Annotated in this window: 20 protein-coding genes; 19 read left to right on the forward strand and 1 reads right to left on the reverse strand. The window is 50.9% G+C overall.

The annotated features are described in order from the left end of the window. Position 1 precedes the first annotated feature (1 nt). From dapF to spoVM, 17 genes are all read left to right on the forward strand, one after another. On the forward strand, positions 2-838 hold the full coding sequence (gene dapF, locus CB4_RS08450; RefSeq protein WP_096464940.1) for a diaminopimelate epimerase: 837 nt from the start codon (positions 2-4) through the stop codon (positions 836-838). 37 nt (positions 839-875) lie between these two features. Next, the gene (locus CB4_RS08455) at positions 876-1,754 is read left to right on the forward strand and encodes a YicC/YloC family endoribonuclease (protein ID WP_096464942.1); all 879 of its coding nucleotides are present in this window, start codon (positions 876-878) and stop codon (positions 1,752-1,754) included. 53 nt (positions 1,755-1,807) lie between these two features. Next, positions 1,808-2,068 carry an extracellular matrix/biofilm regulator RemA gene (remA, locus tag CB4_RS08460; RefSeq protein WP_096464944.1) on the forward strand — a complete coding sequence of 87 codons (261 nt, stop codon included), beginning with the start codon at positions 1,808-1,810 and terminating at the stop codon, positions 2,066-2,068. 17 nt (positions 2,069-2,085) lie between these two features. Then, the gene (gmk, locus tag CB4_RS08465) at positions 2,086-2,703 is read left to right on the forward strand and encodes a guanylate kinase (RefSeq protein ID WP_096464946.1); all 618 of its coding nucleotides are present in this window, start codon (positions 2,086-2,088) and stop codon (positions 2,701-2,703) included. Position 2,704: 1 nt separating this feature from the next. Continuing rightward, positions 2,705-2,902 (forward strand): DNA-directed RNA polymerase subunit omega, encoded by a 198-nt coding sequence (rpoZ, locus tag CB4_RS08470; RefSeq protein ID WP_096464948.1) that lies wholly within the window; start codon positions 2,705-2,707, stop codon positions 2,900-2,902. An 82-nt stretch (positions 2,903-2,984) separates the two neighbouring features. Continuing rightward, positions 2,985-3,110 (forward strand): hypothetical protein, encoded by a 126-nt coding sequence (locus CB4_RS21840; protein WP_258365609.1) that lies wholly within the window; start codon positions 2,985-2,987, stop codon positions 3,108-3,110. Between the two features lie 185 nt (positions 3,111-3,295). After that, positions 3,296-4,501: a bifunctional phosphopantothenoylcysteine decarboxylase/phosphopantothenate--cysteine ligase CoaBC gene (gene coaBC, locus CB4_RS08475; RefSeq protein ID WP_096464950.1), complete on the forward strand. Its 1,206-nt coding sequence runs from the start codon at positions 3,296-3,298 to the stop codon at positions 4,499-4,501. A 1-nt stretch (position 4,502) separates the two neighbouring features. After that, positions 4,503-6,932 (forward strand): primosomal protein N', encoded by a 2,430-nt coding sequence (gene priA / locus CB4_RS08480; RefSeq protein WP_096464952.1) that lies wholly within the window; start codon positions 4,503-4,505, stop codon positions 6,930-6,932. A 15-nt stretch (positions 6,933-6,947) separates the two neighbouring features. Continuing rightward, positions 6,948-7,406 carry a peptide deformylase gene (gene def, locus CB4_RS08485; RefSeq protein WP_096464954.1) on the forward strand — a complete coding sequence of 153 codons (459 nt, stop codon included), beginning with the start codon at positions 6,948-6,950 and terminating at the stop codon, positions 7,404-7,406. A gap of 104 nt (positions 7,407-7,510) precedes the next feature. After that, positions 7,511-8,446 (forward strand): methionyl-tRNA formyltransferase, encoded by a 936-nt coding sequence (gene fmt, locus CB4_RS08490; RefSeq protein WP_096467687.1) that lies wholly within the window; start codon positions 7,511-7,513, stop codon positions 8,444-8,446. Then, a complete protein-coding gene (gene rsmB / locus CB4_RS08495) occupies positions 8,439-9,839 on the forward strand; it encodes a 16S rRNA (cytosine(967)-C(5))-methyltransferase RsmB (protein WP_096464956.1) in 1,401 nt (466 codons plus the stop codon). Before fmt ends, rsmB begins: the two co-directional genes overlap by 8 nt. Positions 9,840-9,893: 54 nt before the next feature. Beyond that, the gene (gene rlmN / locus CB4_RS08500; RefSeq protein ID WP_096464958.1) at positions 9,894-10,940 is read left to right on the forward strand and encodes a dual-specificity RNA methyltransferase RlmN; all 1,047 of its coding nucleotides are present in this window, start codon (positions 9,894-9,896) and stop codon (positions 10,938-10,940) included. 6 nt (positions 10,941-10,946) lie between these two features. Continuing rightward, positions 10,947-11,690, forward strand: coding sequence for a Stp1/IreP family PP2C-type Ser/Thr phosphatase (locus CB4_RS08505; RefSeq protein WP_096464960.1), 744 nt, complete (start codon positions 10,947-10,949; stop codon positions 11,688-11,690). 17 nt (positions 11,691-11,707) lie between these two features. Continuing rightward, entirely contained in the window at positions 11,708-13,711 is a 2,004-nt protein-coding gene (gene pknB / locus CB4_RS08510; protein ID WP_157737877.1) for a Stk1 family PASTA domain-containing Ser/Thr kinase, read from the forward strand. Positions 13,712-13,726: 15 nt separating this feature from the next. Beyond that, positions 13,727-14,605 (forward strand): ribosome small subunit-dependent GTPase A, encoded by an 879-nt coding sequence (gene rsgA / locus CB4_RS08515; protein ID WP_096464964.1) that lies wholly within the window; start codon positions 13,727-13,729, stop codon positions 14,603-14,605. A 4-nt stretch (positions 14,606-14,609) separates the two neighbouring features. Beyond that, positions 14,610-15,278, forward strand: coding sequence for a ribulose-phosphate 3-epimerase (gene rpe, locus CB4_RS08520; protein WP_096464966.1), 669 nt, complete (start codon positions 14,610-14,612; stop codon positions 15,276-15,278). 186 nt (positions 15,279-15,464) lie between these two features. After that, a complete protein-coding gene (gene spoVM / locus CB4_RS08525) occupies positions 15,465-15,539 on the forward strand; it encodes a stage V sporulation protein SpoVM (RefSeq protein WP_110546200.1) in 75 nt (24 codons plus the stop codon). Between the two features lie 49 nt (positions 15,540-15,588). Here the strand turns inward: spoVM and rpmB are convergent, their stop codons facing one another. Continuing rightward, complete coding sequence (gene rpmB, locus CB4_RS08530; protein WP_096464970.1) at positions 15,589-15,777, reverse strand: 50S ribosomal protein L28; 189 nt, start codon at positions 15,775-15,777, stop codon at positions 15,589-15,591. A gap of 211 nt (positions 15,778-15,988) precedes the next feature. Here rpmB and CB4_RS08535 point away from each other — a divergent pair, with 211 nt between their 5' ends. Both CB4_RS08535 and CB4_RS08540 read left to right on the forward strand, forming a co-directional pair. Continuing rightward, positions 15,989-16,354 carry an Asp23/Gls24 family envelope stress response protein gene (locus CB4_RS08535; RefSeq protein ID WP_096464972.1) on the forward strand — a complete coding sequence of 122 codons (366 nt, stop codon included), beginning with the start codon at positions 15,989-15,991 and terminating at the stop codon, positions 16,352-16,354. Positions 16,355-16,376: 22 nt separating this feature from the next. Beyond that, positions 16,377-18,092 carry a DAK2 domain-containing protein gene (locus CB4_RS08540; protein WP_373681324.1) on the forward strand — a complete coding sequence of 572 codons (1,716 nt, stop codon included), beginning with the start codon at positions 16,377-16,379 and terminating at the stop codon, positions 18,090-18,092. Position 18,093: the final 1 nt, after the last annotated feature.

Here is an 18,093-nt window from a genome sequence, read left to right on the forward strand (position 1 = left end):
CGTGAATTTCACGAAGATGAATGGACTGGGCAATGACTTTATCGTCGTTGCCCATTTTGAAACGCTGCCGACCGATGCAGCTGAGATGGCGAAGCGCATGTGCGATCGCCATTTTGGTGTTGGAGCGGATGGGCTTGTTTTTATTCTGCCGTCTGAACATGCAGATGTGCGGATGCGTATTATGAATGCAGATGGCTCAGAAGCAGAGCAGTGCGGCAATGCGGTGCGCTGTGTTGCGAAATATGCGTTTGATCACGGTCTTGTGTCTCGTACGGAACTGACAGTCGAGACGGGGGCTGGCCTGCAACGTGTCTGGATTGAAACAAAAGAAGGTCGGGCGCATCGGGTGAAAGTAGACATGGGCGCACCGATTCTTGGTGGGCAGGCGATTCCGCTCGCGGTAGATGGGGAGCCGATTGTTGAGCACCCCATTCAGGCGAATGGGCGCGATTTTTGTTTTACGGGCGTGTCGATGGGCAATCCACATGCGGTCATTTTTGTGGATGATGCGGCTACTTTTGAAGTAGACGTATGGGGTCCGCCGCTTGAAGTGCATGAGATGTTTCCGAACAAAGCCAATATTGAATTTACCTCTGTCATTTCGCCCAAAGAAATGACAATGCGTGTGTGGGAGCGCGGCTGCGGTCAGACGTATGCATGCGGCACAGGGGCATGCGCGACCGTTGTAGCGGGTGCGTTGACTGGTCGGACTGATCGGACTGTACTTGTTCACTTAAAAGGCGGAGACCTTCATATTGAATGGAGCGAAGTAGATGGTCACGTCTATATGACGGGCCCTGCGGAAGAAGTATTTACGGGACATTGGGGCATTCGATAAATTCTGGTTCGGCTACGAATGGCGAGAGGAGAAACGTATGGTATACAGCATGACTGGGTATGGGCGAGGAGAAGCCCGTACAGAGGCAAATAGCGTTACGGTGGAGATGCGCTCGGTAAATCATCGTTTTAGTGAAGTGGCGATTCGTATGCCGCGCGAGGTTACAGCTCTTGAAGACGCAGTTCGTCGAGCGGTGCTTACCCGGGTTAAGCGCGGGCGAATCGATGTATTCATCACGCTGGTGGCAGATGAAACGCCGTCTTCCCTGCAGATCAATTGGGAGCTTGCCCGTCAATATAAGGAAGCGGCCGAGCAGATGGCAGCACAGCTCGGGGCGGCTGGTGAATTGACGGTGAAAGACCTTCTGCTTCTCCCGGATGTCGTCCATGTTGGGGAAGAGCGGTCGGATGTGGAAACGTATCGGGAGCCGTTGCTTGCTGCAGTGCAAGAAGCAGTGGATGCACTTATGGATATGCGGGGGCGTGAGGGAGCCGCGCTGCGTGAAGATGTACTGGCACGTATTGCTGCTATGGAGCACATTACAGCAGAGTTGGCCGCGTTGGCTCCGGCTGTGGCAGGAACATACCGGGAACGGATCTTTGCTCGGATCGAAGAATACATACAGGGGCGGGGCGAGATTGATGAGAGCCGCCTGCTTCACGAAGTGGCGCTGTTTGCAGAACGGGCTGACATTGCCGAAGAAATCACACGGCTCGCCAGCCATTTTGCCCAGTTCCGCTCGATTATGGATGAACCGGATGCGATTGGCCGCAAGCTTGATTTTCTCGTGCAGGAATGCCACCGGGAAATTAATACAATGGGTGCGAAGGCGAATCACCTCGAAATCAGCCAAAAAGTGGTGATTTTGAAAGCTGAGCTAGAAAAAGTGAAAGAACAGGTGCAAAATATAGAGTAAAGCAGTAAAATAGAAGATAACTCTATATCCCGCTAAAATAGGGAGGCATATGCATGGCCATTAAGCTGATTAATATCGGATTCGGCAATATCGTATCCGCTAATCGCATCATTTCCATTGTGAGTCCCGAATCCGCTCCGATTAAGCGGATCATTCAGGAAGCGCGGGATCGTAGCATGCTTATCGATGCGACGTACGGCCGCCGCACGCGTGCCGTTATTGTCACAGACAGTGACCATGTCATTTTATCAGCGGTACAGCCTGAGACAGTGGCACATCGGTTGACAAGTAAAGATGATGATTCAGACGAATAAGCTAAACGGGGGATTGTATGAAGCACGACAGAGGGTTATTGATTGTGTTGTCAGGGCCGTCCGGTGTAGGTAAGGGTACTGTATGTGCCGCCCTGCGCCCGCACATGAAAGACCTGGTATACTCGGTGTCTGCGACGACGCGTACACCACGTACAGGTGAAGTGGACGGTGTGAATTATTTCTTCAAAACGAAGGAACAATTCAAACACATGATCGAGAATGACCAGCTGCTTGAATGGGCAGAATATGTTGGTAATTTCTATGGTACACCACGCGGGTTTGTAGAAGATACACTCGCAAGTGGGCGCGATGTGATTCTAGAGATTGAGGTGCAGGGAGCGCTTCAGGTGAAGGAGAAGTTTCCGGAAGGGATTTTTGTTTTCCTCGCACCGCCAGATCTGAAGGAACTTCGCTCGCGAATTACAGGTCGCGGAACCGAGACTGAAGAAAGCATCCACAATCGCATGACGATGGCCAAAGCTGAGATTGAGTTGATGGACCGTTATAATTACGTTGTTGTCAACGACGAGGTGGACAAGGCATGCGAACGCATCGAGGCGATTGTGGTAGCGGAACATTGTAAGAAGGAACGCCAGATTGCGAAGTATCGCAACTGGATAGAGGAGGTTTTTTAACATGATTTATCCGTCAATTGATAAGCTGCTCGAGAACGTGGACAGCAAATATACACTTGTAACGATTGCGTCAAAGCGTGCCCGTCAGATGCGCGAAGTAAGCGGATTTTTGATTGATAAGCCGGTTGCTTATAAGCATGTAGGTACGGCACTTGAAGAAATGTATGCGGGTAAGATTGGGTTTGAACGGCTGAAATAATCACGCAAGAAGGCGCATATCCGAACCGGAAGGGGACGATGGCGCTTTTTTCATGACTTGCGCGAGAAAGTCTGTTTGAAAGGTGGAAGCACCAACTGTTGTGGGGGAGATGGGAAGAGAAAAACCATGTCACTTCGTTGCGCACGGCAGGAAGTATGACTGGCCGCTCCAGAAGTCTGGCGGACTCGCCCGCAAAGCGCTTCCGTAGCAGAACCTAAAGGAGTAGGTTGCGGGCAAAGGCACGTCCGCCAGCCTTCTTCTGCTGGGTAGGTGCGCAAAGGCGTTCCGTTGTTTTTTCTCTTCCCATTTCCCACGGCAGTTTGGTGGTCCACTTTCAAATATGCTTTTGGCTAATATGAAAAACGTTATAAATATAGAGAAGGAGGCGCGGCAGTGGAGGGAAAGACGATTGTAATTGGTGTGACAGGTGGTATTGCGATTTATAAGATTGCGGATTTGTGCAGCAAGCTGACGCAGAAGGGAGCGAATGTGTGGGTGCTGATGACGGAGTCTGCGACACGATTTGTGCAACCGATTACGTTTCAGTCGCTTGTGCATAATCCGGTACTGACTGATACGTTTCAGGAGCCGAATCCGCATGTGATTTCACATATTCATGTAGCGGATATGGCGGACTTGTTCCTGGTTGCGCCAGCAACGGCTAATACGATCGGAAAAATGGCGAACGGAATTGCCGATGATATTGTGACGACCGCGTATTTGGCAACAAAAGCGCCGGTGTGGATTGCACCGGCGATGAATGTGAATATGTACAACCATCCAGCGGTGCAGAGCAACCTTACGCGCCTTGGGGAATACGGCCATCGATTTGTGGAGCCAGAGGAAGGCTATCTTGCCTGTGGATGGACTGGCAAAGGGCGTCTGGCTGAGCCCTTCGATATTCTCAGTGAGATTGAAGCGTACTTCGCGGCAGAGACGCGTTGCGATCTTGCGGGTCAAAAACTGCTCGTAACGGCAGGTGCGACACGCGAATCCGTTGATCCTGTCCGCTTTTTTACGAATCATTCATCCGGCAAGATGGGCTACGCAATTGCGGAAGCGGCGGTGAAGCGAGGGGCGGACGTTGTGCTTGTCAGTGGTCGAACGAATCTGAATCCGCCAGCGGGTGTGGAATTCGTACAGATTGACTCGGCAGAAGAGATGTATCAGGCGGTGATCGCCCGCTATGATGAGATGGACATTGTTGTCAAATCAGCAGCCGTAGCCGATTATCGTCCGAAAGTCGTACATACAAATAAAATGAAGAAAAAATCGGGCGATCTGGTTATGGAGCTTGAGCGGACGCGTGATATTCTAGCCGAGCTTGGCGCACGTAAGATGCATCAGTTCCTCGTTGGATTCGCTGCCGAAACAGAAAATGTCGAAGAAAATGCGCGCGGCAAAATGGAGCGCAAGCGGGCGGATATGATTGTCGCCAATAATGTGGCAGAGGCGGGTGCCGGATTCGGCGTAGATACGAATATTGTGACGATCTATACGCGTGACGGAGAGGCACAGCAGCTCCCACAGATGAGCAAAGCCGACATTGCAGACCGTATTCTTGATGCGGTAGTAGCGGCCCGGAAGCAGGAGGCGTAATATGTATGCCCGCGTGATTGTCGATGTGCCGGTCGTCGATACGGACCGCCCATTCGACTATGCGGTTCCCGCAGCTCTTCTGCCATTTGTTCGGGTAGGAAGTCGCGTTTCTGTTCCATTCGGTCCGCGCAAGCTGCAAGGATTCGTCATTGAACTTGCAGAGCAGACAGACGTAGACCGGGTAAAAGCAGTGCTTGACGTGATGGATATCGAGCCACCATTGACAGAAGAGATGGTCGAGCTTGCCCGCAAAATGAGCGCACGTTATATGTGTACGCAGTACGCAGCCCTTCAGTCTATGATTCCAGCTGTGCTTCGCTCTAGCTACGAGAAGCAAGTGTCGCTTACATCGGCCGGGATGGCGTTTGAATCGGGGCTGATGGATGAGCAGGCATTTTACCAGCATATAAAAAACCGCCAGCCCATCGCGTGGGATGCGTTGATTAAGCAGTTCCCGATGGCTGCTTCTTGGCTTACAGACGGGATGAAAGCGGGTCGCATTATCGTGGAGCAGATCGTAGGCGACCGCGTGACTAAAAAGACGGTGACCGTAATTGAGCCAGCCGTATCGCTTGAGCAGCTTGAAATGGCTAAGGTGGAGTTGCCGAAGTCAGCAGCCCGGCAGAAAGAGGTGCTGTCGCATTTTGTTCACCATTATGCAGCTATTGATCAGCCGCAGCTTCTAGCACTACTGCGCGTATCCAATCAGACGGTGAAGGCACTCATCGACAAAGGATTTTTGCGTCGTGAAGAAGTGGAGAACTACCGGGATCCATTCGCCGGACGCACATTTGCACCTGTTGAAAAGCACCCGTTCACCACGCAGCAGCAGACCGTCATTAATGGAATTAGTGAAGGCATGAATCCGCCTCAATATTACCCATGCTTGATTCACGGGGTTACGGGTAGCGGCAAGACGGAAGTATATCTCGAAATTATGGAGCGGACCATTGAACAAGGGCGCGAAGCGATTCTGCTTGTCCCGGAGATTTCGTTGACACCGCAGATGGTAAACCGCTTTAAGGGGCGATTCGGGGATCAAGTAGCTGTGATGCACAGCCGTCTGTCGCAAGGTGAGCGATATGATGAATGGCGCAAAATTCGGCGCGGCCAGGTGAAAGTAGCGATTGGAGCACGCTCCGCGATTTTTGCCCCGTTCCGCAATCTTGGATTGATCATTCTTGATGAAGAGCATGAAGGGTCGTATAAGCAGGAAGAAACCCCGCGTTATCATGCACGGACAATCGCGCAGTATCGCGGGTTGTATCACCAGGCAGTCGTATTATTCGGCAGCGCTACTCCGTCGATGGAGTCATATCATGAAGCACAGCGGGGACGCATTCATCTGTTTACGATGGACGAGCGAGTGAATAACCGACCGATGCCTGTGGTCAATATTGTCGATATGCGGGAGGAGCTACGGGAAGGCAATCGAACGATGTTTAGTAAATCGCTTGTAGAGGCGATTGAGGACAGACTGGCAAAACAAGAGCAGATGGTGATGTTTCTGAATCGACGCGGTTTTTCCACGTTCGTGATGTGTCGTTCGTGCGGGTATGTGGCAGGTTGCCCGCATTGTGACATCTCGCTTACGTACCACCGGAGCAACCGGACGCTGCGTTGCCATTACTGCGGCTATACGGAGAGTGAGCCTACGCTTTGTCCGGAATGCGGCAGCGAGCATATTCGTTTTTTTGGCACGGGGACGCAAAAGGTAGAAGAAGAATTATCTCGCCATTTTCCGGGTATTCGGGTTATTCGAATGGATGTGGATACGACCGGGCGCAAAGGTGCGCATGAGAAGTTGCTGCAAGATTTTCGCGAAGGAAAAGGCGATGTGCTGCTCGGTACACAGATGATCGCCAAAGGGCTTGATTTCCCGAATGTAACGCTTGTCGGTGTGCTAGCGGCGGATAGTACGCTTAATCTGCCTGATTTTCGGGCGGCAGAGCGAACGTTTCAGCTGATTACACAGGTGGGCGGGCGAGCCGGACGGCATGAGAAGCAAGGGGAAGTGATTTTGCAGACGTACAATACGGAGCACTATAGCATTCAGTTGGCGAGCCGCCATGATTACAGCACGTTTTTCGTGGAAGAGATCAAGCAACGCTATGAGAAAAACTATCCGCCATACTGTCGCTTGATTTTATTTACGTTTACGCACGAGAATGTACCGCTGATTGTCAAGAAAGCGGAGCAGTTCGCAGGTAAGCTTCGGCAGATTATCCCATCCGGTGCCTTTCTTTTAGGTCCGGTCGCTTCTCCGATCGCCCGCATAAAAGATAGATATCGATTTCAATGCATGGTAAAATATAAAAACGATCCGCGCGTGTTGCCTGACATTTATCGTTTGGTGCGGGCATTCGATGACGAGCGGAAAAAAACAGGCATTATGCTGACGGTCGATGTTGATCCGCAGATGATGATGTGACGGAGGAAAGAAATAATGAGCATTCGCATGATTGTAAAGCATCCAAACCCGGTTCTTCGGGAAAAATGCAAAGAAGTCAAAAAAATTAATTCCAATCTTCATAAATTGCTTGATGATATGGCAGATACAATGTACGAGGCAGAAGGCGTAGGTTTAGCCGCTCCACAGGTGGGCATTACGAAGCGTGTCGTCGTCATTGATGTCGGAGACGGTATCATTGAGATGATCAACCCGGAAATTTTGGAGATGAAGGGTGAACAGTTCGGTCCAGAAGGTTGCCTGAGTATTCCTGGGCTGCTTGGCGATGTGCGCCGTGGCCAGTGGGTAAAGGCCAAAGCGCTTGACCGTGATGGCAATGAGTTTATTATTGAAGGGGAAGAATTATTGGCACGCGCGATTCAGCATGAGATTGACCATCTGAATGGCGTCTTGTTCATCGACCTGGCAGAGAAAACATACTCCGGGCGCGAATAAATAGAGTGAGAGAACAGGAGAGGAAGAGAGGAACGAAACATTTCCCTCTCCCTCTTTTATTTTGGATACAAAAAGGAGCGACATTAGCTGTGCGAATTGTATTTATGGGAACACCGGATTTTGCTGTACCATGCTTGCAGAAGCTTGTGCAGAATGGATATGAAGTGGTAGCGGTTGTGACACAACCAGACCGTCCGAAAGGCCGTAAAAAGCAACTTGCCGCCCCTCCCGTTAAGGAAGCGGCCATCGAACTTGGATTACCTGTATTGCAACCGGAAAAACTGAAAGTATCCGGTGTCACAGACATTCTGGCATATGAGCCGGACTTAATCGTAACCGCTGCGTTTGGACAAATTCTGCCGAAAGAGGTACTCGATTACCCGAAACATGGCTGTATTAATGTACATGCTTCCCTGCTTCCGAATTATCGGGGTGGAGCACCCATTCATAAGTCCATCATCGACGGTCAGCCAGAAACAGGCGTAACGATTATGTACATGGTCGAGAAGCTGGATGCAGGTGATATGTTATCACAAGTACGAGTGCCGATTACAGACGAAGACAACGTCGGTACGATGCATGACAAGCTAAGCGCAGCTGGTTCGGACTTATTGCTCGACACCATCCCAAAACTACTCGGTGGGGAGATTACACCAGAGCCACAAGATGAGTCGAATGTAACATTTGCGTGGAATATCACGCGTGAAGACGAGAAGCTGGACTGGGCAAAGTCTGCACGTGCGCTGTTCAACCAGGTACGCGGACTGAATCCGTGGCCGGTCGCTTATACGACACTGAACGATCAAGTAATGAAAGTGTGGAACAGCCAGGTGCTAACCGAAAAAAGTGCTGTGCAGACGCCAGGCGCCGTACTGTCCGTATCAGCAGACGGCATTGACGTGCAGACAGGCGACGGTGTGCTTCGCCTGATAGAAATACAGCCCGCCGGAAAAAAAGCAATGAAAGTGTCTGACTATGTGCGCGGCAGCGCGGTGGTCGAAGCTGGGATGACATTCGGAACGGAGAACACTCATGAGTAAGCGTAAACTTCCTGCTCCACGCAGTGCCCGCGAACTGGCCGTGCGTGTGCTGACAGATGTAGAACAAAAACAGGCGTATAGCAATCTCGAACTAAAATATGCGCTTGCGGAAGCGGCACTTGCTCCGCGTGATGTGGCGCTTGCGACTGAACTGGTATACGGGACGCTTGGCCGCCTCCATACACTTGATTGGATGCTTGGTAAATTCGTATCCAAGCCGCTCGGTAAGTTAGATGGATGGGCACGAAATCTGCTGCGGGTGAGCTTTTATCAGATTTCGTATCTGGACCGCATTCCTGACCGCGCGGTGGTGCATGAAGCGGTCGAGATCGCGAAGCGCTTTGGACATGCTGGCATTGCGGGCATGGTGAACGGTGTGCTGCGCAGTCGCCTGCGTGAACCACAAAAAGTTGAGATTCCCACGAATCTGCCGCCGGTGGAGCGGATTGCCCTTGCGTATTCCCACCCGGAGTGGATGGTGCGTGCGTGGATCGAACAATATGGAGAAGCGGAGACGGAAGCGATGTGTGCGGCCAACAATGAAGCGCCTGCCCTTAGTTTGCGAGCTAACGCAATTCGCGTGACACGGGATGAGTTGATCGAGCAGATCGCAAGGCAGACTCCGGATGCTGCGCTCACGCCGTCTGCAGTAGCACCGGAAGGCGTAGTGGCACATGATCTCGGCAACATTACGGAACTTCCGGCGTATGCGAGTGGGTCCTGCACGGTGCAGGATGAAAGCTCGATGCTTGTCGCCCGTGCAGTGGCACCTGCATCTAGTATGCAGGTACTTGATATGTGTGCCGCTCCGGGTGGCAAGACTACACATATAGCTGAACTGATGAAGAACAGGGGCGAGATTACCGCCCTGGATATACATGACCATAAAATCAAGCTGATCGAAGCGAATGCATTCCGTCTTGGCATCTCAATTATTAAAGGGCGAGCAGGCGATGCGCGTGATGCGGCAAAGCTGTTAGCCGGGCAGACATTTGATCGTATTCTCGTGGATGCGCCGTGTACTGGCCTTGGCGTTATTCGCCGCAAGCCAGATATCAAATGGCAGAAGAAGCCGGGGGATGCAGAGGCGATCAGTAGGATTCAGTATGAGATTTTGCAGACAGCGGCCGAACTCGCAGGCCCTGACACCAAAATCGTGTACAGCACATGTACGGTCGAACCAGAAGAGAACGAACACGTACTCCGTCGCTTTCTGGCTGACCACCCGGAGTGGGAGTTGGATGGAACGCTGGCTGATGATATGCCGGAGGTGGTGCGTCATAAATATCCAACGCTTACCGAAGGATATATGCAGATGCTCCCGCACCATTTCCACACCGATGGTTTTTTCATCTCCCGCTTGCAGCGAACAAATACAGCGAAGGAAGCGTAGTTTTGTGATACAATGTGATGTGAACTTTTGAAGGAAGAACTGGTGATACCGAATATGAAACCTTTATTGTATAGTTTTACCCTCCCGATGCTCAAAGAGTGGATGGAGAAGAACGGAGAGAAGGCATTCCGTGCCGGACAAGTATTTGATTGGTTGTATGGGAAGCGTGTGAACTCCTTGGATGAGATGAGTAATCTGTCGAAAGGATTACGCGAGAAGCTTGCTGCATCCTTCTCCCTGGACGTATTAAAAGAAATTACGCGTCAGGAATCAGCAGACGGTACGATTAAGTTTCTTTTCTCGTTGCATGACGGGCACGCAATTGAAACGGTTATTATGCGGCACGATTATGGCAACAGCGTCTGCGTTACAACACAGGTGGGCTGTCGGATCGGATGTACATTTTGTGCGTCTACGCTTGGTGGCTTGAAGCGTGATCTGGAAGCGGGCGAGATTGTCATACAAGTGCTTGCCGCACAGAAGGCACTGGATGCAGAGCAGCAGCGCGCCAGCCACGTTGTCGTCATGGGCATTGGCGAGCCGTTTGAGAACTATGACTCCCTGCTTGCGTTCCTGCGCATTATTAATGAAGAAAAAGGGTTGAACATCGGTCAGCGCCATATTACGGTGTCGACAAGCGGCATTGTGCCAAGCATTTACCGCTTCGCTGATGAGAAGTTTCAGATTAACCTGGCGATCTCGTTGCATGCGCCGAACACGGAGATTCGTACCCGGCTGATGCCAGTTAACCGCCGCTATCCAATGGATGAACTGATGGATGCGTGTCGCTATTACATTAATACGACCGGCCGCCGCCTGACATTTGAGTATGGGCTTTTCGGCAGTGTGAATGACCGACCGGAGCATGCGGAAGAGTTGGCGGCTCTCCTTAAGGGCATGATGTGCCATGTGAATTTGATTCCGGTCAATTATGTACCGGAGCGTAATTACGTGCGCACCTCACGCAATGATATTTTTAATTTCAAGCGGATTCTTGACGCAAAAGGCATCAATGTGACAATCCGCCGCGAACACGGCAGTGATATTGCTGCGGCGTGCGGCCAGCTGCGGGCGCAGCACGCAAAGCAGACACAGGGGTGATGAACAATGGAGTCAGCCATACAGACGCATATTGGCTGTGTACGGCAGACAAATGAAGATTCTGGCCGTATTCAGAACTATGACGGCGGCTGGACGCTTGCGATTGTAGCAGATGGAATGGGCGGTCATCAGGCGGGAGATGTAGCAAGTCAGATGGCCGTAGAGAGCATCTGCGAGCATATGCAGGTCATGCATAGTTCGATGACACCGGATGAACGACAGCGCACGTTGAATGAGGCGATTCAGGCGGCTAACCAGAGAATTCTGGCGTATGCTAATGCCCATCCCGAATGCAAGGGAATGGGCACGACGATTGTAGCGGCGCTGATGAGCCCACAGCTTGGTGTGCTTGCCCATATCGGGGACAGTCGGATTTATCGATATAGTGGCGGTGTGTTGCAGCAGATTACGAGCGATCATACACTGGTGAATGAATTGCTCCGCAATCATCAGATTACACAGGATGAGGCGGCAAACCATCCGCGCCGCAATATTTTGACGCGCGCATTGGGAACAGACCAGACAGTCAAGGCAGACTTTAGCATCTTACATTGGGATGAGGAAGACATGCTTTTGCTTTGTTCGGACGGGCTCTCGGGTAAGGTGAGTGGAGAGATAATTGCCGATATATTAGAAGAAGGCTCCCTCCAGCAAATGGCGGATACACTCATTGCCCGCGCGCTCGAAGCAGGAGGGGAAGACAACATTACGGTCATCCTTTTACGTAATGAGACAGAGGGTGTGGAATGAAAGGAGGGGGCGTACAGATGGAAGGACAAAAAATCGGCGGTCGCTATGACATAGAGAAAAAAATCGGCGAAGGCGGGATGGCGGTTGTGTACCGTGCCCGTGATACATTGTTGAACCGAACCGTAGCGCTTAAAGTGCTGCGCTCCCAGTTTGGCAATGACGATGATTTTATTGCCCGTTTCCACCGGGAGGCACAGGCGGCAGCCAGCCTTTCTCATCCGCATGTTGTCAACATTTACGACATCGGTCAGGAAGGCGAGATGTACTATATCGTCATGGAGTACGTAGAAGGCATGACATTAAAACAGTACATTAACGAACACGCGCCGCTTGATGTCAAGCAAGCAGTAAATATTGCGATTCAAATATGTGACGCACTTGATCACGCGCATCAAAACGAGCTTATTCACCGTGATATTAAGCCGCATAATATTTTAATTAACCGATATGGACGAATTAAAGTAACGGATTTTGGGATTGCGCGTGCTGTATCGTCCGTGACGATCACACATACAGGTTCAGTACTTGGCTCTGTGCATTACTTCTCGCCAGAACAGGCGAAAGGCATTATGGCCGGAGCGAAGTCCGATCTGTATTCGCTCGGTGTTGTGCTGTACGAGATGCTGACCGGCACACTGCCGTTCTCAGGCGATTCCCCAATCAGCGTAGCACTGAAGCATCTACAGGAGCCGTATATTCCACCGCGTAAACTGCGCCCGGACTTGCCGCAGAGCGTGGAAAATATCATCATTCGCTCGCTAGCGAAAGACCCGATGTACCGGTTTGAATCGGCGAATGAGATGCTAGAAGAGCTACGGACATGTCTTCTGCCGGAACGGCGTGACGAGCCGGTGTACTTGCTGCCGGAGAAGTATGCGATAGAAGAAGACCCTGAGATTACCCGGATTATTCCGGCCATCAAGCCGGAGATGATGCGTAAGAAGTCATGGGATGAGCCAGAAGAAGCACGTCCCGTCAAAGAATGGCGCAAGGCTTCTACTTCTACAGAATCGGCTGCGGTGAAACAAAACTCAGCACAGGAACCGGAAGAAGATGAGGACGAATCAGTAGGACGCTCATGGAAACGTGTGCTTGCCTGGGGATTCGGGATTGTGCTGTTCCTCACGCTTGCATTTGTTGGAAGCTTCTACGGGTTTACGTTGCTGAACGTTCCGGATGTGACAACACCGGCGGTTGAGAAACTATCGCTTCAAGATGCACGCCAGAAGCTTGAGGCAGTTGGCTTAAAGCCAGTCATTCAGCAGCAATTTGATCCAACTGTGGAAGCAGACCATGTCATTAAACAGACGCCTCCTGCTAATATGTCCGTGAAAAAAGACTCGGAAGTTCAATTGATCGTAAGTCAGGGCAAACAGAAGGCGGGGCTGCCGAATTTTGTTGGCAAGAATATTGATGATCTAGCTGATCAGTTGCGCGGCTACAAGAATGTGCGGACAGAAGAAGAAGCAAATGATAGTCAGCCAGCCGGTACCGTACTGAGCCAGACACCAGAAGCAGGTGCCCAGGTGGTTGCAGATGAAACAGAGATTGTCCTCACGGTTAGCAAAGGGGGAGGCAAAATCGTCATGCCAAACCTGGTTGGGTTGACAGAAGAAGAGATGAAGACAAAGATGAGCCGACTGGGCCTGAAAATACAGTCGGAGACGAAAAGTAGCTATCAGCCACAGGGTACAGTTATTGATCAATCATACCGGGCTGATACAGAACTGAAAAAAGGAACCTGGGTACGCGTAACGGTAAGCTCGGGTCTGCCGGACGAAGCACGTCGAGTTCGTACGCCGGTACAAGTGTATTTGAATGCGGGTGAGACGGCCACGATAGAGATTCGCGTAACCGACGCATCAGGCAAAAACCGGATGGTAGAGAAGACGCCGATCAGCCAAAGTATGGAATTCAAGGTTCCGATTGTCGTCACACCGTCACAGGAAGCGGTCATTCAAGTTTTCCGCGATGGCCAACAGATCGATGAAAAACATATTGGATATAACGATGCACAGTAGCACAGGAGGGATTTCATGCCGAAAGGCCGTATCGTAAAAGCACTTGCCGGCTATTATTACGTGCAGGATGGCGATGCCTACTGGCAGTGCCGGGCACGGGGCGTATTCCGCAAGCGGGGGATAACTCCTCTTGTCGGAGATGAAGTGATGTATGAAGTAAGCGGGTCAGAGGGCACGGTTACGGAGGTGCTACCGCGCACAAGTGAGCTAGTTCGTCCACCGATTGCTAATATCGACCGGGCGATTCTTGTTTTCTCACTGGCGGAGCCTGCTTTCAATCCGCAGCTTCTTGATAAGTTTCTCGTTCATACAGAAGCAGCCGGGGTAGAGGCGGTCATATGTCTAACTAAGGCGGACTTATTAGACGATGGTGATAAGCTTGCGGAGATTCGTCGTAGCTGTGAGCAGATGGGCTATCCGGTCGTGGTGACAAGTTCCAAAGGACAGAGTGGGCTTGCGGAGATTCGCGCCCATTTAGCTGGCAATCTGTCCGTATTTGCCGGACAGTCCGGTGTTGGCAAGTCGTCGCTTCTCAATGCATTGTTCAGTGAACTTCAACTCGAAACCGCCCCGATCAGTCACAAGCTGGGCCGGGGTAAGCATACTACGCGTCATGTGGAGCTCATCTATCTGCCAGAAGGCGGCTGGGTCGCGGATACGCCGGGCTTTAGCTCGCTTGATTTCCATTCGGTTAGAGACATAACTGAGCTTGGACTGTATTTCAGAGAAATGCGGGAGCGGCTCGGGGAATGCAAATTCCGTGGCTGCTTGCATGTGAACGAGCCGGGCTGCGCGGTGCGGCAGGCGGTGGATGGAGGAGACATCCAGTCGTCCCGCTATGAGCATTACCTGCAATTTTTGCAGGAAATTAAAGAGAGAAAGCCGAGGTATTAGCATCATGGTAAAAATCGCGCCTTCGATTTTGTCGGCAGACTTTTCCCGCCTGGGAGCGGAGATTCAAGAAGTTGAACAGGGTGGAGCAGAGTGGCTGCATGTCGATGTGATGGATGGTCATTTCGTGCCAAATATTACGATTGGACCGCTTGTTGTGCAGGCAATTCGTCCGCATACGAAACTGTTTATGGATGTACATTTGATGATTGAAAATGCTGATCTGTACATTCCGCAGTTTGCCAAAAGTGGAGCCGAGATGATTACGGTGCATCAGGAAGCGTGCACGCACCTGCATCGCACGATCCATCTTATTAAAGAGCAGGGAGTAAAAGCGGGTGTGTCGCTTAATCCGGCTACGCCAGTATCAACGCTTGAACATGTGCTTGGGGATATTGGTATGGTATTGCTCATGTCTGTGAATCCGGGCTTTGGCGGACAGAAGTTCATTCCGGAAGTCATAAAGAAAGTCGGTCAGCTCAAAGCAATGCTTATCGAGCGCGGCCTTGAGAATCAAGTAGAAATCCAGATTGATGGCGGCATTAATACCGAGACAGCACCGCTTGTCGTTGCGGCGGGCGCAACATGTCTCGTAGCGGGTAATGCGGTATTTGGTAAGCCGGACCGTGGGCAGGCGATTGCAGCAATTCGCGATGCGGCGAATAAGGCGCTGTAGGCGCGCATAGGATAAGAGGAGAAGTGATCAGATGCTTCTCCTCTTTTTTATACGCTGGCTGTCCGTTTCACAAAAAATAGGCACTTGTTTTTGTTCATATTTTATCTTCAACTCTCATATGGTAAATCGAGTGAGGCGCACAGGTAGAAATGCCTGCGGATGGAAATAAAAAAGGGAGGGTTCATCATGCGGTTTTATACCATTAAGCTGCCGAAATTTCTGGGGGGACTCATTCGTATACTTCTCGGCGGAAAAAAGTGAGGCACGGCATAAAAAAAAGCACCACAGCGGGTGCTTTTTTTACGTGTGACTATACGCGAGTAACTAAGCCGGATTTCAGAGCTTTTGTGCTCACGTACACACGCTTCGGTTTTCCGTCAACCAGGATGCGTACTTTTTGTACGTTAACGCCCCAAGAGCGTTTATTTGCACGGTTCGAGTGACTGCGTTTGTTACCAGTCTTAGCTCGTTTACCTGTTACATAACATACACGTGCCATTATAATTCCACCTCCCTGAGATGCAGTCAAGCAAAGTGACTCTCATTACATACTCAAGTATGATAGCATACGCATTTTACAAAAGCAAGATGTCTGTCAAGAATTTACCCTTTACAACGATTCTTTCAAAAAAAGTATCGTTGTAGTAAAATGGGTAAGATACAGGCATCTACGAGAGAACGTAGTGAATGAAAACGGGGAGGCTTAAAGCATGGGTGTTCAGATCAGCACAGAGCTCGGAAGAATTGAAATCGACAGTCAGGTTGTCGCGACAATGGCGGGCGCCGTGGCGATGGAGTGTTACGGTCTTGTTGGCATGTCTTCACGCCGGACGATGAAAGACGGAATTGCTGATATTCTCGGTCGCGAGAATTTGTCACGCGGTGTCGAAGTGCGGCAGGAAGAGGGCCGTACTGTAATTGATATGTATATTATCGTCAGCTACGGCACGAAAATCTCCGAGGTAGCGCACAGTGTGCAAGGTCGTGTGACATATGCGCTTGGGCAAAACCTTGGGTTGCAAGTAGATGATGTGAATATTTATGTGCAAGGTGTCCGTGGAGAAAAGAGCTCCTAAGGGTATGAGGGAGGAACAATACGTGAAAAGCAGTACGCTGACGGGACAGGTTCTTCGTCATATGTATAAAGCAGGTGCAGCACGTTTGGCGCAGCACGCTCAACAAGTTGATGCATTAAATGTATTTCCGGTGCCGGATGGCGATACAGGAACGAATATGAACCTGACTTTTACGTCGGGGGTAGCAGAACTCGAGAAATCAGCCGAACAGACAGCCGAGAAAGTGGCGTCTGTATTTTCGCGCGGTCTTCTTATGGGGGCACGTGGCAACTCTGGTGTCATCTTGTCTCAGTTGTTCCGGGGGATTGCGAAGGGATTGACAGGTCTTGTGGAGGCGGATGCCCGTCAGGTGGCGGATGCGTTCCAGCAAGGTGTCGACATGGCGTACAAAGCCGTCATGAAGCCAGTGGAAGGAACGATTCTGACAGTTGCTCGCGAAGCAGCAGCAGCGGCACGTAAGGCAGCACGCGGCACGGTAGAAGAAGTAGTTGAAGCGCTTGTAGCTGCGGGACAGCGTGCGCTTGATAATACGCCGAATCAGCTTCCGGTACTCAAAGAAGTGGGCGTTGTCGATTCTGGCGGTCAGGGGCTTGTTTACATATATGAAGGCTTTTTGCAGGCGCTTAACGAAGGAATAACATTTGAGAAGCGAGACGTGGATAACAAGCCACAAGCTCCATCCGGGGCCGCTATATTTGGTGAGACACACGAAGAGATGCATCATGTCATCAATCCAGCAGATATTGTGTACGGATACTGCACCGAATTTATGGTACACCTGCGTGAGATGGATGGATTCCGTATGGAAGCATTCCGTGATCGTATCAGTCAGTACGGTGATTCTCTGCTTGTTGTAGCGGATGACGACTTGATCAAAGTTCACATTCATGCGGAAGAGCCGGGAGATGTACTTTCCTTCGCACACAAGTATGGCCCGCTTGATCGCATTAAAATCGAAAATATGCGTCTCCAGCACGAGGCTGTATTGCGCCGTCAGGAAGTAAAGCAGGTGACGGCATCGTCTGTTTTTCCGGATGTGGTACCGCCGCTTGATTTTGTGGTAGAGCCGGAGGTAGCGCGTGAACGATACGGCATTATCGCGGTTGCGAGCGGAGCGGGTATTGCTGAGATTTTCCGCAGTCTGGGCGTTGGTACGATTATTGAGGGTGGTCAGACAATGAACCCGAGTACCGAGCAGTTCGTGCAGGCGATTGAGGCGAGTGGCGCATCGAATGTGATTATTCTGCCGAATAATAAAAATATTGTGATGGCAGCGAAACAGGCCGCTGAGCTAGTCGATATTCCGGTTGCGGTCATTCCGGCGGTCAGTGTTCCGCAGGGCATGTCAGCGATGCTAGCGTTTGCGCCAGAGGCTGAGCTTGCTCATAATGAAGCCGGTATGATCGAAGCAGTGAGTCTTGTTAAGACGGGTCTTGTCACATATGCGGTGCGTGATACGAAGCTTGATGAGATTGACATCAAAGAAGGTGACTTCATCGGCATTCAGGACGGGGAGATCGTGGTAGCTGGAGTAGATATGTATGAAGTTGCAACGAATCTGGTGACTCATATGGTCGAGGGTGACGATGAGTTGATTACGGTTCTATACGGATCCGATCCGACGGAAGCGAAGCTCGATGCATGGGAGAAGCACATCCGTGAGACATACAGCTCGTATGAAGTAGAAATGCATGAAGGTGGACAGCCGCTGTATGCCTTTATTATTGCTGTTGAATAAA

The organism is Aneurinibacillus soli, assembly GCF_002355375.1.
GTDB classification, from domain to species: domain Bacteria; phylum Bacillota; class Bacilli; order Aneurinibacillales; family Aneurinibacillaceae; genus Aneurinibacillus; species Aneurinibacillus soli.

Bases quoted from the DNA above. Each gene is read 5' to 3' on its own strand.
- CB4_RS08455 (WP_096464942.1), top strand. From the start codon at position 876: ATGGTATACAGCATGACTGGGTATGGGCGAGGAGAAGCCCGTACAGAG.
- remA (WP_096464944.1), top strand. From the start codon at position 1,808: ATGGCCATTAAGCTGATTAATATCGGATTCGGCAATATCGTATCCGCT.
- rsgA (WP_096464964.1), top strand. From the start codon at position 13,727: ATGCCGAAAGGCCGTATCGTAAAAGCACTTGCCGGCTATTATTACGTG.
- def (WP_096464954.1), top strand. From the start codon at position 6,948: ATGAGCATTCGCATGATTGTAAAGCATCCAAACCCGGTTCTTCGGGAA.
- fmt (WP_096467687.1), top strand. From the start codon at position 7,511: ATGGGAACACCGGATTTTGCTGTACCATGCTTGCAGAAGCTTGTGCAG.
- rpmB (WP_096464970.1), bottom strand. From the start codon at position 15,777: ATGGCACGTGTATGTTATGTAACAGGTAAACGAGCTAAGACTGGTAAC.
- priA (WP_096464952.1), top strand. From the start codon at position 4,503: ATGTATGCCCGCGTGATTGTCGATGTGCCGGTCGTCGATACGGACCGC.
- rlmN (WP_096464958.1), top strand. From the start codon at position 9,894: ATGAAACCTTTATTGTATAGTTTTACCCTCCCGATGCTCAAAGAGTGG.
- rsmB (WP_096464956.1), top strand. From the start codon at position 8,439: ATGAGTAAGCGTAAACTTCCTGCTCCACGCAGTGCCCGCGAACTGGCC.
- CB4_RS08505 (WP_096464960.1), top strand. From the start codon at position 10,947: ATGGAGTCAGCCATACAGACGCATATTGGCTGTGTACGGCAGACAAAT.
- CB4_RS08535 (WP_096464972.1), top strand. From the start codon at position 15,989: ATGGGTGTTCAGATCAGCACAGAGCTCGGAAGAATTGAAATCGACAGT.
- pknB (WP_157737877.1), top strand. From the start codon at position 11,708: ATGGAAGGACAAAAAATCGGCGGTCGCTATGACATAGAGAAAAAAATC.
- rpe (WP_096464966.1), top strand. From the start codon at position 14,610: ATGGTAAAAATCGCGCCTTCGATTTTGTCGGCAGACTTTTCCCGCCTG.
- gmk (WP_096464946.1), top strand. From the start codon at position 2,086: ATGAAGCACGACAGAGGGTTATTGATTGTGTTGTCAGGGCCGTCCGGT.
- rpoZ (WP_096464948.1), top strand. From the start codon at position 2,705: ATGATTTATCCGTCAATTGATAAGCTGCTCGAGAACGTGGACAGCAAA.